12 protein-coding genes are annotated in these 14,220 nt (G+C 64.8%); 8 read left to right on the forward strand and 4 right to left on the reverse strand.

Annotation, left to right across the window (positions count from 1 at the left end):
* Nucleotides 1-38: 38 nt before the first annotated feature.
* Nucleotides 39-1,280 carry an efflux RND transporter periplasmic adaptor subunit gene (locus XnspCFBP7698_RS19645; RefSeq protein ID WP_123137705.1) on the reverse strand — a complete coding sequence of 414 codons (1,242 nt, stop codon included), beginning with the start codon at nucleotides 1,278-1,280 and terminating at the stop codon, nucleotides 39-41.
* Nucleotides 1,281-1,537: 257 nt separating this feature from the next.
* On the opposite strand from XnspCFBP7698_RS19645, the gene XnspCFBP7698_RS19650 reads away from it, so the two are divergent.
* The 5 genes from XnspCFBP7698_RS19650 to XnspCFBP7698_RS19670 all read left to right on the forward strand — a co-directional run bounded on the left by XnspCFBP7698_RS19650 (nucleotide 1,538) and on the right by XnspCFBP7698_RS19670 (nucleotide 7,452).
* Nucleotides 1,538-2,845, forward strand: coding sequence for a M20 family metallopeptidase (locus XnspCFBP7698_RS19650; protein WP_123137706.1), 1,308 nt, complete (start codon nucleotides 1,538-1,540; stop codon nucleotides 2,843-2,845).
* A gap of 170 nt (nucleotides 2,846-3,015) precedes the next feature.
* Nucleotides 3,016-3,831 (forward strand): NADPH-dependent 7-cyano-7-deazaguanine reductase QueF, encoded by an 816-nt coding sequence (gene queF / locus XnspCFBP7698_RS19655; protein ID WP_123137707.1) that lies wholly within the window; start codon nucleotides 3,016-3,018, stop codon nucleotides 3,829-3,831.
* Nucleotides 3,832-3,933: 102 nt separating this feature from the next.
* On the forward strand, nucleotides 3,934-4,227 hold the full coding sequence (locus XnspCFBP7698_RS19660; RefSeq protein ID WP_123137708.1) for a LysM peptidoglycan-binding domain-containing protein: 294 nt from the start codon (nucleotides 3,934-3,936) through the stop codon (nucleotides 4,225-4,227).
* Between the two features lie 82 nt (nucleotides 4,228-4,309).
* Complete coding sequence (locus tag XnspCFBP7698_RS19665; RefSeq protein ID WP_047694610.1) at nucleotides 4,310-4,870, forward strand: hypothetical protein; 561 nt, start codon at nucleotides 4,310-4,312, stop codon at nucleotides 4,868-4,870.
* A 350-nt stretch (nucleotides 4,871-5,220) separates the two neighbouring features.
* On the forward strand, nucleotides 5,221-7,452 hold the full coding sequence (locus XnspCFBP7698_RS19670) for an NADP-dependent isocitrate dehydrogenase (protein WP_123137709.1): 2,232 nt from the start codon (nucleotides 5,221-5,223) through the stop codon (nucleotides 7,450-7,452).
* A 73-nt stretch (nucleotides 7,453-7,525) separates the two neighbouring features.
* On the opposite strand, the gene XnspCFBP7698_RS19675 is transcribed toward XnspCFBP7698_RS19670, so the two are convergent.
* The gene (locus tag XnspCFBP7698_RS19675; protein ID WP_123137710.1) at nucleotides 7,526-7,786 is read right to left on the reverse strand and encodes a hypothetical protein; all 261 of its coding nucleotides are present in this window, start codon (nucleotides 7,784-7,786) and stop codon (nucleotides 7,526-7,528) included.
* A gap of 102 nt (nucleotides 7,787-7,888) precedes the next feature.
* On the opposite strand from XnspCFBP7698_RS19675, the gene XnspCFBP7698_RS19680 reads away from it, so the two are divergent.
* The 3 genes from XnspCFBP7698_RS19680 to XnspCFBP7698_RS19690 are packed head-to-tail and all read left to right on the forward strand — an operon-like array spanning nucleotide 7,889 to nucleotide 11,517.
* Nucleotides 7,889-8,836, forward strand: coding sequence for a LysR substrate-binding domain-containing protein (locus tag XnspCFBP7698_RS19680; protein ID WP_123137711.1), 948 nt, complete (start codon nucleotides 7,889-7,891; stop codon nucleotides 8,834-8,836).
* Nucleotides 8,833-10,572 carry a bifunctional isocitrate dehydrogenase kinase/phosphatase gene (gene aceK, locus XnspCFBP7698_RS19685; RefSeq protein WP_047694618.1) on the forward strand — a complete coding sequence of 580 codons (1,740 nt, stop codon included), beginning with the start codon at nucleotides 8,833-8,835 and terminating at the stop codon, nucleotides 10,570-10,572. Before XnspCFBP7698_RS19680 ends, aceK begins: the two co-directional genes overlap by 4 nt.
* Before the next feature lie 60 nt (nucleotides 10,573-10,632).
* Nucleotides 10,633-11,517 carry a hypothetical protein gene (locus XnspCFBP7698_RS19690; protein ID WP_104581290.1) on the forward strand — a complete coding sequence of 295 codons (885 nt, stop codon included), beginning with the start codon at nucleotides 10,633-10,635 and terminating at the stop codon, nucleotides 11,515-11,517.
* 100 nt (nucleotides 11,518-11,617) lie between these two features.
* Here XnspCFBP7698_RS19690 and rho read toward each other — a convergent pair whose 3' ends face one another.
* Both rho and trxA read right to left on the reverse strand, forming a co-directional pair.
* Nucleotides 11,618-13,465 carry a transcription termination factor Rho gene (gene rho, locus XnspCFBP7698_RS19695; RefSeq protein ID WP_147423616.1) on the reverse strand — a complete coding sequence of 616 codons (1,848 nt, stop codon included), beginning with the start codon at nucleotides 13,463-13,465 and terminating at the stop codon, nucleotides 11,618-11,620.
* Between the two features lie 219 nt (nucleotides 13,466-13,684).
* Entirely contained in the window at nucleotides 13,685-14,026 is a 342-nt protein-coding gene (gene trxA, locus XnspCFBP7698_RS19700) for a thioredoxin TrxA (protein WP_039405310.1), read from the reverse strand.
* Nucleotides 14,027-14,220: the final 194 nt, after the last annotated feature.

The raw sequence follows: 14,220 nt of genomic DNA on the forward strand, positions 1-14,220 counted from the left end.
GCGACGGGGCAGGCCCGTCGCCAGCGGTCAGGCCGGCATCAACGCGGGCCGCCGCCGCGACGGCCACCGCCGCCGCCGCGCTCCTGCTTGTTCTGGGCGGCCTTGAGCTCGGCTTCGGTCGGCTCCGGCGGGGTTTCGCCCGGCTTGAGCGCACTGACCTTGCTGCCTGGCTTGAGCCGGAACTGGCCCTCGGTCACCACCCGCTCGCCGGGCTTGAGCCCCTTGGTGAGCTGCACATGGCTGTCGTCCACTTCCACGCCCTGCACCACGGTGCGCATCTGTGCGGTGTTGTCGTTGCCCACCACGTAGACGTAATCGCCATCCGGGCCGCGCTGCACTGCCTGGGTCGGGACCACGGTGCCGCCGGAGATGGTGCGCAGCTGCAACCGCACGTTGACGAACTGGCCCGGCCACAGCGCGTTGTCGGTGTTGTCGAAGATCGCACGCGCACCGAAGGTGCCGCTGTCGGCAGCGATGCGGTTGTCGATCACATCCAGCTTGCCGTCGCCGCTGATCACATGCGCATCGCCACGGTCCAGCGCCGCCACGCCCAGCGGTGCCGCCGCCTGGCCGCTGCGCACCGCCTGCAGCTCGCGCTCGGGCAGGTTGAAGGACACGTAGATCGGGCGGATCTGGGTCAGCGTCACGATGGTGGAGCTGGTGCTGACGATATTGCCCACGTCCACGCCACGGATACCGGCGATGCCGTCGATCGGCGCGGTGACGCGGGTGAACTGCAATTGCACCTGGGCCGAGCGCATCTGCGCATCGTTGGCGGCCACGGCGGCCTCGTACTGCGCCACCTGGTTGCGCTGGGTGTCCAGATCGGTGCGCGAGACATATTGCTTGTAGGCCGGGTCGTTGGAGCGCTGGTAATTTACCCGCGAGGTCGCCAGCAGCGCCTGGTTCTGGCGCTTGGCCGCCAGCGCCTGGTCGTAGCTGGCCTGCAGCGTGCGCGGGTCGATCTGCGCCAGCACCTCGCCCTTCTTCACTTCCTGGCCTTCCTTGAAATTCAGGCTCATCAGCTGGCCGCCCACCTGCGGGCTGACCGTGACCGTGTTGAGCGCGGTCACCGTGCCCAGCGCGCTGGCATACACCGGCACATCCTGGGTGGTGGCGGCCACCACCGTCACCGGCACCGGGCCGCTGTTTTCGGTGCCGGTGCCGTCCGGCGCGCCTGCGCGCTTGCCCTGGTCGCCCCCACCCATCATCCGCATTGCGACGAACACCACGACAAGCACCGCTACAACCAGCAGTGTGATCTTCCAAAAACGCGACATGCGACAACTCCTGATGGCGGGCCGGGCGCGTGGTGCGACCGTGGGGCGGCTGTGCGCAGCATATCGTTGCGTTCCACCAATTGAGCGTTACTGAAGTAACGGCTCGGCCGGCGAAACGACCGCAACGGTCATGGAGGCACTGCAGCGGCAACGCGCCACGGCCGCGGCGGTTGACCGCCGGGCTGAATCGGGCCCCACTGCAGCCCATCGGGCGCGCACCTGCACTACATTAAGCAACCACCTTGAGAGGATTGCCGATGCGCCACTCCCGCCTGCTGACCAGCGCGCTGCTGCTCGCCCTGCCCACGCTCGCCGCCGCGCAGACTGCGCAACGGCCCGAAGTTCAGGCCGCCGCCGCCCCGCTGCAGGCCAAGGTGGTGCAATGGCGCCGCGACTTCCACCAGCACCCGGAGCTGTCCAACCGCGAGGAGCGCACCGCCGCCACCGTGGCCGCGCAGCTGCGCAAGCTGGGCCTCAAGCCGCGCACCGGCGTCGCCCATCACGGCGTGGTGGCCATCATCAAGGGTGGCAAGCCCGGCCCGAAGATCGCCCTGCGCGCGGACATGGACGCGTTGCCGGTGAAAGAGCAGACCGGGCTGGCATTTGCCTCCAAGGCCACCGCCGAGTACCGCGGCGAGCAGGTCGGGGTGATGCACGCCTGCGGCCACGACGCCCATACCGCCATCCTGCTCGGCGTGGCCGAGGCGCTGGTGGGTATGCGCGAGCAGCTGCCCGGCGAAGTGATGCTGATCTTCCAGCCCTCCGAAGAAGGCGCGCCCGGCAACGAGGAAGGCGGCGCCTCGCTGATGCTCAAGGAAGGCCTGTTCGCCGACTTCAAGCCGCAGGCGGTGTTCGGCCTGCATGTGTTCTCCAGCGTGCAGGCCGGCAAGATCGCGGTGCGCAGCGGCCCGCTGATGGCGGCCTCGGACCGGTTTGCGATCAAGATGATCGGCCGCCAGACCCACGGCTCGGCGCCCTGGAACGGCATCGACCCGATCGTGGCCAGCGCCGACATGATCGGCGCCGCGCAAACGGTGATCAGCCGCCGCGCCAACCTGTCCAAGCAGCCGGCGGTGCTCAGCTTCGGCGCGATCAAGGGCGGTATCCGCTACAACATCATCCCCGACGATGTGGACATGGTCGGTACCATCCGCACCTTCGACGAGGGCATGCGCCAGCAGATCTTTGCCGATCTCAAGAACGTGGCCGAACACACCGCCGCTGCCCATGGCGCCAAGGTCGAGGCGCAGGTGCCGGACCAGCCCGGCAACCCGGCCACCGTCAACGACCCCGCACTGACTGCCAGGATGCTGCCCAGCCTGCAGGCCGTGGTGGGCGCCGAGAATGTGTACGAGCCGCCGTTGCAGATGGGCGCGGAAGATTTCTCGTTCTATGCACAGCAGGTGCCGTCGATGTTCTTCTTCGTCGGCTCCACCGCCAAGGGCATCGACCCGGCCACCGCGCCCAGCAACCATTCGCCGCAGTTCCTGCTGGATGAGTCCTCGCTGGATGTGGGCTTGCGTGCGCTGTTGCAGGTGTCGCTGGATTATCTGCAGCAGGGGTGAATCGGGAATGGGGAATCGGGAATCGGGTGCAGTTGCGCGATTCCCCACTCCGTTGGCGATCAAGTAGGGCGATGGGCTGCGTGAAGAGGTCAGCTGCTCCTTTCGTCGGCTCGGTGTTCCAGCGGCTGCCATACACCTCACGGCCAGCCCGTGCGGCCTAAAATGGCGGCATGAATACCCCAGAAGATTCCACCCTTGGTCGCGAGGTTGCCTACCCGAGCGGCTACGACCCGTCCTTGCTGTTTCCGATTCCGCGTGCGGCCGGGCGCGAGGCGATCGGGCTGACCGGCGCACTGCCGTTCATCGGCCGTGATCGCTGGCATGCATATGAGTTGAGCTGGCTCGATGCGCAAGGCAAGCCGTGCGTGGCCACGGCCACCGTGCATGTGCCTTGCGATTCGCCATCGCTGATCGAATCCAAGTCGCTCAAGCTGTATCTCAACTCGCTCAATGCCACCCGCTTCAATAGCGCCGAAGCGGTACGCACACGCATCGCCACCGACCTGTCCACGCGCGCAGGTGCCGATGTATCGGTGGAGTTCGGGCTGCCGCCGATCGATGCGGTGGGCGAGGGTGAGTCGATCGATACGCTGGATGTCAGCATCGACGACTACGGCCCGCCCAACGCCGATTATCTGCGTGCGCATGCAGGCGCTGCAGTGGACGAAGTGCTGACCTCCGCGCTGCTCAAATCCAATTGCCCGGTCACCGGCCAGCCGGATTGGGCCAGCGTCACGCTGCGCTATCGCGGCGCGCCAATCGATCGCGAAGGCTTGCTGCGGTATCTGGTGAGTTTCCGCGACCACGCCGAGTTTCATGAGCAGTGCGTGGAGCGCATCTTCAATGACGTGCTGATCCGTTGCGCACCCGAATGGCTGGTGGTGGAAGCGCGTTATACACGTCGCGGTGGGTTGGACATCAACCCCCTGCGCAGCTCGCCCAGCGTGCCAGCACCGCTGTCGATCTTCCGCGACCTGCGCCAGTAAGTCGCGCCTGCACAGGATCGCGCCGGCTTCACGGTGGCGCGATCCACGCTTAACAGCCGCCCGCGCACCCTGCAGCCATCGTGAGGCACAAGGGTTGCAGCAATGAGCGCCGATAAAAAAGCAGATTTTTCCAACGTCACCGCATCGGTCGACAGCACGGCCGAGGTAAGGCCGGCAGCGGATTTTTCCAACGTGCGCACCAGCGTGCAAAGCACAGCGCAGCTGGTCGACGAGTCGGTCACCGTGCAGGCAGGCGACACGCTATCCAGCATCGCGAAACGTCACCTGGGTGATGGCGCATTGTGGCCGCGTATTTTCGAAGCCAACCGCGAAACGCTCAAGGACCCGGACAAGATCTTCCCGGGTCAGGTGCTGCACTTGCCACCGAAGGCTTAAGCAGCTACCGCGTCATTCATGCATTCGATTTAGACAAGGCGAGTCATTCGTCACCACCCATTCGCTCTTTGGAGAATGATCCATGCGTAGCAAAGCCGTTTCCAGCTCCCTCGTGCTCGCCCTTGCCGGCGTCCTGGCCTTGTCGGGCTGCCGTAAAGAAGCCAACGACGATTCCAACGTATCGAAGGATCCCACCTCCGGCGCTGCCACCGACGCCATGCCGGGCCCGGCCGCGACGCCGCCGGCCAGCGACCAGGCCGGGCAGAGCACCGCGACCGGCGCTGCAAGCACCGATACCGCAACGGGCACCGGCGCTGCCGTCACCGTCTCCAGCGTTGCGGTAGGAACCAAGGCAGCTGCCGACAAGACAGTCACACCATCTGCCAACATCGGCACCAAGGACACCATCATCGTCTCGGTCAAGACCGACGGCAGTGCGAGCAACGTGCCGGTATCGGCCAAGCTCACCTATCAGGATGGTCAGGTGGCGGGCGAACAGAACGCCACCTTGACCACGTCCGGGGCCGAGACCACCAATCTCAGCTTCAGCAAGCCCGATGGCTGGCCGGCCGGCACCTACACCGCGCAGGTGATGGTGGATGGCAAGCCTGCAGGCAATCCGCAGACCATCACCGTCAAGTAAGCGGCGCTGGTTGAGGCATCGGATGGTGTGCAGCGCTGTATTGCACACCTTCGTAGCAGACACCCGGTTCTGCAGGGCACCAGACAGGGCGCGGCCGCAAGGTCGCGCCTTTTCCATGCACGTCGCATTCGTTACAGCTGCATCCATCCCATTGACCACGTGGCGGGATGAAGCGTCCGCCCGTGGTCGCTTTACCCGGGCGCGGCTCAGACGCGACAATGCCGTGCTGATCAATGCCGCGTTCAGTGCGCTGGCCGAGCAGCGTGCCATCACCGACCCCCGTCGCGCACGCCAACCTCGCCATCGCTGGACGTCGGCGCTCCTCCCGACCACAAGAGCCATCGCACCTCATGTCGAAGACACCGAAGATCCTCTACACGCTCACTGACGAAGCTCCCTTCCTGGCCACGCAGTCGCTGCTGCCGATCATCGATGCCTACACCGACACCGCCGGGATCGTGGTCGAGACGCGCGACATCTCGCTGGCAGGTCGCATCCTGGCGCTGTTTCCCGAGCACCTGAGCGAGCAGCAGAAAATCGCCGACGACCTCGCCGAGCTCGGCGAACTGGCCACCACGCCGGAAGCCAACATCATCAAGCTGCCCAACATCAGCGCGTCGGTGCCGCAGCTCAAGGCCGCGATCAAGGAACTGCAAGGGCAGGGCTATGAACTGCCGGCGTATCCGGACGAGCCCAAGGATGCCGCGGAAAAAGACATCAAGGCGCGCTACGACAAGGTCAAGGGCAGCGCGGTGAATCCGGTGCTGCGCGAAGGCAATTCCGACCGCCGCGCACCGCTGTCGGTGAAGAACTATGCCCGCAAGCATCCGCACCGCATGGGCAAGTGGAGTGGCGAGTCCAAATCTCACGTGGCGCACATGGACGATGGCGACTTCTTCGGCAGCGAGCAGTCCGCCACGCTGTCCGAGGCCGGCAGCCTGAAGATCGAGCTCGTCGCTGCCGATGGCAGCAGCACCGTGCTGAAAGACAAGGTGGCGGTCAAGGCCGGCGAGATCGTCGATGCCGCCGTGTTGAGCAAGCGCGCGCTGGCCAGCTTCATCGATGCGCAGATTGCCGATGCCAAGGCCAGGAACGTGCTGTTCTCGGTACATCTGAAAGCCACCATGATGAAGGTCTCCGACCCGGTGCTGTTCGGCGTGGTGGTCGGCGAGTTCTACAAGGACACGCTGAGCAAGCATGCCGATGCGCTGAAGTCGGTCGGCTTCGATCCCAACAACGGCATCGGCGATCTGTACGCACGCATCGGCACGCTGCCGGAAGACCAGCAGGCGCAGATCAAAGCCGATATCCAGGCCGAATACGCACAGCGCCCAGGCCTGGCGATGGTCAATTCGGACAAGGGCATCACCAACCTGCATGTGCCCAGCGACGTGATCGTCGACGCATCGATGCCGGCGATGATTCGCGATTCCGGCCAGATGTGGAATGCCGACGGCAAGCTGCAGGACACCAAGGCGGTGATCCCGGATCGTTGCTACGCCGGCGTGTATCAGGCGGTGATCGACGACTGCAAGGCGCACGGCGCGTTCGATCCGGCCACCATGGGCTCGGTGCCCAACGTGGGGTTGATGGCGCAGAAGGCCGAAGAATACGGCTCGCACGACAAGACCTTCCAGATCGCTGCTGCCGGCACGGTCAAGGTCACCGATGGCAATGGCGAGACGGTGTTCGAACATGCAGTGGAGGCTGGCGATCTGTGGCGCATGTGCCAGGTCAAGGACGCGCCAATCCAGGACTGGGTGAAGCTGGCCGTGGAGCGCGCACGTCTGAGCGACACGCCGGCCGTGTTCTGGCTGGACAAGGCCCGCTCGCACGACGCGCAGGTGATCGCCAAGGTCGAGACCTACCTGAAGGATCACGACACCAACGGCCTGGATATCCGCATCCTGCCGCCGGTGGAAGCGACCACCTTCTCGTTGCAGCGCATCCGCAAGGGCCAGGACACCATCTCCGTCACCGGCAACGTGCTGCGCGATTACCTCACCGACCTGTTCCCGATCATGGAACTGGGCACCAGCGCCAAGATGCTCTCCATCGTGCCGTTGATGGCCGGTGGTGGCCTGTTCGAAACCGGCGCCGGTGGCTCGGCACCCAAGCATGTGCAGCAGTTCGTCGAAGAGAACTGCCTGCGCTGGGATTCGCTGGGTGAGTTCCTGGCGCTCGCGGCCTCGCTCGAACACCTGGGCAATCGCTACGACAATCCGTCGGCTACGGTGTTGGCCAAGGCGCTGGATGTGGCCAACGGGCAGTTCCTGGACAACAACAAGTCGCCGGCACGCAAGGTGGGCGAGCTCGACAACCGCGGCAGCCACTTCTATCTGGCGATGTACTGGGCGCAGGCCCTGGCCGCACAGACCGAAGACACCGCATTGCAGGCCAAGTTCGTACCGCTGGCCAAGGCCCTGACCGAGAACGAAGCCACCATCGTGGCCGAGCTCAACGGCGCGCAGGGCAAGCCGGTGGACATCGGCGGTTATTACCATCCGGACCTGGCCAAGGTCAGCGAAGCGATGCGCCCGAGCAAGACCTTCAATGATGTGCTGGCGACGCTGAAGGCCTGAGTCCCCGCACCGCCTGTCGGTGCGGAGCACGCTGCCATCAAGGCCCGTCTCGTCAGAGGCGGGCTTTGTCGTTTCAACGGAATGGCGACAGCGCCGTCATGGCCCGAAGCAGGCGTCGGCTGAGCCGCGCCATGCGCCGTTCGCGCCGGAGGCGCTGGCGTGCTTCGGCCGTCAGCTGGGCGCCTTGCACTGTCGGCGCGAGGGGCGTCGTTGATTCCACGGACTCAACCGATTCAGCCGATTCAACTGGCGCGTCGGCTTCTGCCAGGCATCGAGCGAGCGCCGCGTCGGCAATGTGGCCGTGCTGGAACAACAAGTCGGTAAAGATGCGCATGCCCTGGCCTCCACTTGAGTGAAACCCACAGTAGGTGCAGGCTAGGGGGCGTAAAAGCGATGCTTTTGCAAGTGAGTGTTGAATCCTATTCAAGGGTTGGCCATGGCGCGTCCTCCGCTTCACGCATTGCAGGGTTTCGTCAGCGCGGTGCGCCTGGGCAACCTGTCGCGCGCCGCAAGCGCAATGCATCTCACCGTCAGCGCGCTCAGTCATCAGATGCGCGCGCTTGAACAACGGCTGGGGTATCCACTGCTGCAGCGGCATGCGCGTGGCGTCACCGCTACACCGCAGGGGCAGCAGTTGCTCGATCGCATCGCACCGCATCTGGATGCGATTGCCGAAGCGTTCGAGCCCTTCGGTGCGCGCCGCGAAGATACGCTGACGCTCAGTATCACGCCGTCGATGGCGTCGGCCTGGCTGGTGCCGCGGCTGGGCGAATTCCTGGCGGTCCATCCCACCATCGAAATCAACCTGCTGTCGAGCGAGCGACTGGTGGATTTCGAACGCCAGCAGCAGGTGGACGCCGCCATGCGCATCGGTGCCGGGCAATGGGCGGGCGTCATCGCCGAACCCTTGTTCGACGAATGGCTGGTGCCGATGGCAAGCCCGGCGCTGATCGCGCGCATGGGCGGCGTGGAGGCGCCGCCATTGCACCACTGGCCATTGCTGGGCGACCCGGATGATGCCTGGTTGCGCTGGTTTGCCGCGTTCGGCGGTGATGCGCCGCGGCGCTATGTCGCCGTGCTCGACGAATCCGAGGCGCATCACCGTGCTGCGCTGGATGGCGTCGGCGTTGCCTTGGGCCGCGTGACGCGTGCGCGCCTGTTGCTGGCGTCCGGCCAACTGGTGGCGCTGTCCACGCAACGGCTCAAGACCAGTTGGTCGCATTACCTGGTGTATCCGCCGCGTTCCAGTACGCATGGCGGGTTTCTTGCATTTCGTACGTGGCTACAGGGCCAGGCGCGCGAACACGCCGCGCACGCGCAACAGGCCACTGCCGTGCCACCTGCCGCGCGTGGCCGCAAGCGCGCGAGGACAGTGCAACCATGAGCCACCCACCGTTGCCGCCGCAATCCGAGCGCCGCGCGCTGGCGATCGCCCAGGCCGTGTATGAAGCATTCGAGGACTATCACGCGCGGTTTTCAGAGATCACCGCACGCGCCAAACAGCGGTTCGAAACACGCGATTGGAGCGGCGCGCGCGACGACGCAGTTGCACGCATCGCGCTCTACGATCAATACATCGCCGAATGCATGCTGCGTCTGCGTGCAGTACTGCTGGGCCAGGCGCACGACCGTGCGCTGTGGATGCGCGCGCGCGATCATTACGCCGCGTTGCTGAGCGGGTTGATCGATCAGGAGTTGTACAAGACCTTCTACAACACCCTGACCCGCCGCTACTTCGGCACCCATGGCGTGGACGCCGATATCGAGTTCATTGCGCTGGATATCGAGCCCACCGATGCCATTACCGTGCCTGTGGCTCGGCACACCTATGCGGTCTCGCCAGGCCGCTTGACCGACATGCTGGTGCGGGTGCTGGGCGACTACGCATTCGCCGTGCCGTATGCGCATCGCACCCGCTGCGCTGCTGCGATTGCGGTGCGCCTGCTCGACGATCTTGCGCACTGGGGCGAGCATCCGGTACGCAGCGTGGAGCTGCTGGAGACCGTGTTTTATCGCGAGCGCCGCGCCTATCTGGTCGGGCGCGTCTTCGGCGAGCATCGCTTTTCGCCGTGCGTGATCGCCTTGATCAACGACGATGCCGGCCTGCGCGCCGAAGCGGTGCTGACCCGGCGCAGCGATGTCGCGCAATTGTTCAGCAATTCGCGCAGCTATTTCCAGGCCGACCTGTCGACGGTAGGCGATGCGGTGGTGTTCCTGCGCAGCCTGCTCACCCACAAGCCGGTCGACGAGCTGTACACGATGCTGGGCCGTGCCAAGCAGGGCAAGACCGAGCGCTATCGCACGTTCTTCAGCCATTTCCAGGCGCAGCCGTCGGAGCAGCTGGTGCATGCCGACGGCACGCCCGGCATGGTCATGGTCGTGTTTACGCTGCCCAGTTATCCGCTGGTGTTCAAGCTCATTCGCGACCGCTTTGCCTATCCCAAGACCATGAGCCGCGCGCAGGTGGAAGGCAAATACGAGCTGGTGTTCCAGCTCGATCGCATCGGCCGCCTGCTCGACGCACAGCCTTACCGGTTCCTGCGGTTTCCCAGGTCGCGCTTTTCACCGGCGCTGCTGCAAGAGCTGCAGACCAGCTGCGCGATGAGCCTGAGCGAAGATGGCGACGATGTGCTGATCGCGCTGTGCTACGTGCAACGGCGCCTGCGCCCGCTCAATCTGTACCTGCGCGAACAGCTGCCCGAGGCCGCGCATGCGGCCGCACTGGACTACGGCCAGGCGATCAAGGACATGGCGCGCAACAACATCTTTCCCGGCGACATGCTGCTGAAGAACTTCGGCATCACCCGGCACCAGCGCGCGGTGTTCTATGACTACGACGAGCTGTGCCTGATCACCGAATGCACGTTCCGCGACTGGCCTGCACCCACCACCTACGAAGAACAGATGGCCGCCGAGCCCTGGTTCCACGTCGGCCCGCGCGACGTCTTCCCCGAACGTTTCGCCTTGTTCATGGGCTTGCCCCCCTCGCAATTGGAAGCGGTCAAGCAAATCCACCCCGAGCTGTTCGACCCGCAATGGTGGCGCAACCTGCAGGCCCGGCTGCGCGAAGACGATTACCCGGACACGCCGCCGTATGCGGAGTCGCGCAGGCTCGCCTGACGATTTACGCGTATGCACCAAGCTGGTACAACGAGAACTCAATAAGGATGGAGTGCGGTCATGCAGTGGAAGCAATGCCTGGGTCTGGGGATGTTGTTGGCAATGGCGAGTGTCAGCGGCGTGCAGGCGCGTCCCAGCGCCGCGCAAATGCAGGCGCAGATGGAGGCCAGCATGAATGTCGCGGGCGAACTGACGCTGACCCCGGATGGCACTGTTACCGCAGTAAAACTTACCGATGAAGCAACGTTGCCGCCAGTCGTTCGCGAGCGCGTCAAACAGTCGATCACGTCCTGGCGCTTTGACCCTGTGAAAGACGACGGAAGCGCCTTGCCAACACAGCTACCGATGAATCTGCTGCTGGTTGCCAAGCCTGGTGAAAACAACACCTATGCGGTATCGATCCGCAGCGCGCATTTCGGCAGCCAGGAGCAAGGTGCGGCCAGCGTCACCGCCAAGGACATGCCGCCGCCCGCCTACCCTGAGCATGCGTTTCGAGAAGGTGCGACCGGTGTGGTCTATCTGTTGCTCAAGATCGGGCGTGATGGCAAAGTCGAGGATCTGGTCGCAGAGCAGGTCAACCTGACCACGCTGGCGCCGGAATCAAAGCGCCCACGCTGGCGCAAGGCGTTTGCCGATGTCGCAATCGCCAAGGCGCGAGGCTGGACATTTGTACCGCCGACTCAGGGCGCCGAGGCCGACGCGCCGTACTGGGTCATGCGGGTTCCGGTCACGTTCGACATCCATCCCTGGCCAAGTAATCCGGTCGCTGCGAAGCAAGCCAAAAAATGGCAATCCTATCTGCCGGGCCCGCGTCAGCCGGCGCCCTGGCACGAGCAGTCCAGTCCGTCAGCAGCGAGCGACAGTCCGGATGCGCTGCCTGGCAGTGGATTGTTCTCCGCACGCGGAGAAGGTGTTCGCTTGGTAACACCGCTGCAAGGAAGTTGAAAGTAACTGAGGGACGAGGCAAAGACTGCGCGACAGTCGCCTCACACCCACAAAAAAGCCCCGCAATGCGGGGCTTTTTTCTCGTTGACGCAGACCGGACTCAGCGCTTCATCGAGCTGAAGAACTCGTCGTTGGACTTGGTGGTCTTCATCTTGTCCAGCAGGAATTCCATCGCCGCGATTTCGTCCATCGGGTGCAGCAGCTTGCGCAGGATCCAGATCTTCTGCAGCAGCTCCGGCTCGATCAGCAGGTCTTCGCGGCGCGTGCCCGAGCGGTTGATGTCGATCGCCGGGTACACGCGCTTTTCGGTGATACGGCGGTTCAGATGCACTTCGCTGTTGCCGGTGCCCTTGAACTCTTCGTAGATCACCTCGTCCATCTTGCTGCCGGTTTCCACCAGCGCCGTGGCGATGATGGTCAGCGAGCCGCCTTCTTCCACGTTACGTGCCGCACCGAAGAAGCGCTTGGGCCGGTGCAACGCATTGGCGTCCACACCACCGGTGAGCACCTTGCCGGAGCTGGGCACCACGTTGTTATAGGCGCGCGCCAGGCGGGTGATGGAGTCCAGCAGGATCACCACGTCCTTCTTGTGCTCGACCAGGCGCTTGGCCCGCTCGATCACCATCTCGGCAACCTGCACGTGACGCGCAGCCGGCTCGTCGAAGGTGGAGGAGATGACCTCGCCGCGCACGGTGCGCTGCATCTCGGTCACTTCTTCCGGGCGCTCGTCGATCAGCAGCACGATCATGTGCACTTCGGGATGATTGGTGGTGATGGCCGTGGCCACCTGCTGCATCATCATCGTCTTGCCGGCCTTGGGCGGGGACACGATCAGCGCGCGCTGACCCTTGCCCTGCGGCGCCATCAGATCCAGGATGCGGCCGGTGATGTCCTCGGTGGACCCGTCGCCACGCTCCAGCCGGAAACGACGACGCGGGAACAGCGGAGTCAGGTTCTCGAACAGGACCTTGTTCTTGCTCGCTTCCAGCGGCTCACCGTTGATGGTGTCCACGATCGACAGCGCGAAATAGCGCTCGCCATCCTTCGGGAAACGAATGCGGCCGGACAGATGGTCGCCGGTGCGCAGGTTGAAACGGCGGATCTGGCTGGGCGAGATATAGGTATCGTCCGGGCCGGCCAGGTAGCTGGCTTCGGCCGCACGCAGGAAACCGAAGCCGTCAGGCAGGATTTCCAGCACGCCATCGGCGGCAACGCCTTCGCCATGACGGGTCAGCACCTTGAGCAGGGCGAAGATCACGTCCTGCTTGCGCGCGCGCGCCACGCCTTCCTGGATGTTGAGCTGGTCGGCGATATCCAGCAGCTTCTGCGCCGGCATCCGCTTGAGGTCGCTCAGCGAATAGACGGGGAAGCCTTCCGGTACGGCCGGATGCGGACGCGCGATGAAGGGCTCGTTGCTACCATCGGAGGACGGCATGCCACCGCCTTCATTGCCGAAGCGGTCGCGCGGACCGCGGTCGCGACGGTTGCGGAACCGGTCGCGGCGATTGCCCTGCTGATTCTGGCCGCCCTGATTCTGACCTTGGCCCTGGTTCTGGCCCTGGTTCTGGCCCTGGTTCTGGTTCTGGCCCTGGTTTTGCGCCTGATTCTGGTTCTGCTGTTGCTGCGCCTGATTGAAGCGCTGCTGCTGCGACTGGCCGCCCTCGCGGGGCTCGCCGTGGCTGTCGCTGCCCTGGCTGGCGCTGGAAGCGCTGCTGGTGCCTGCGCCATCGCCGGACGTCTGCGCCGGTGCCGATTCGGCAGCGGGCGACGGTGCCTGCGGAGGGCGTGGCGCGTCGGGTGCGGGGCTGGCGGGCAAGGGCAGGTTGGGCTGCTGCGCGCCGGCATCGTCATGGGCGACGGCGGTCTTGCTCGCGCGCGGCTTGCGCACGCGCTTCTCGACGGGAGCGTCGACGCTGCTCCCGGTATCGGAGGAAGGATGATCGGACAAGTGCGTGATTCCTCGCTAAGGTGCGAGCGCCCGGCTGGGGGGCGAACTATTGGTAGATGGGAGTCTAGAAGAGGGTTCTAGAGGGGTACGGCGGCGCACGAACGTGTGCCGGACCAACTGACACTATCACCGCGGCGCGCAACCGCGCAAGCATCGGCCTTGGCCGGATTTAACTGCCGGCCTACCACGGCAGGCGCCCATCGCTGGACGCCCGCTCACTCAGGCGGCCGCGCCGCCCAGGGTCTTGTCGATCATCTGGGTCAGCTGGCCCTTGCCAACCGCCCCGATCTGGCTGGCCTGGACTTCTCCGTCCTTGAACAGCAACAGCATCGGGATCGAGCGCACGTGGTACTTGATGGCCAGGGCGCGGTTCTGGTCCACGTTGACCTTGGCAACCTTGAGCCGACCCTGGTATGTATCGGCCAGATCGTCCAGCACCGGTGCGATCATCTTGCACGGGCCACACCATTCGGCCCAGAAATCCACCAGGACCGGTTCGCCGGATTGCAGTACAGCTGTCTCGAAGTCGGCATCGCCGACATGTTGAACCTTGTCGCTCACGTTGGGTCTCCTGGAAACCAAACGGCCCACCCGATCGGGCAGGCCGCCACATTGCGTTAAACTGGGGCATTGCGCGACTGAATCAAGTGTCAGTCCTGAAGCCGCGCTGTCCGCCACAACTGCCGCAGTTTGCGACGCTGTCGGCATCGATGCAAGCCGCGCCCGGGCTGCCCAGGGCGCCTTACGAAGACGGA

Origin of the sequence: Xanthomonas sp. CFBP 7698, assembly GCF_003600855.1 — a bacterium.
In the GTDB taxonomy this organism is placed as follows: domain Bacteria; phylum Pseudomonadota; class Gammaproteobacteria; order Xanthomonadales; family Xanthomonadaceae; genus Xanthomonas; species Xanthomonas cannabis.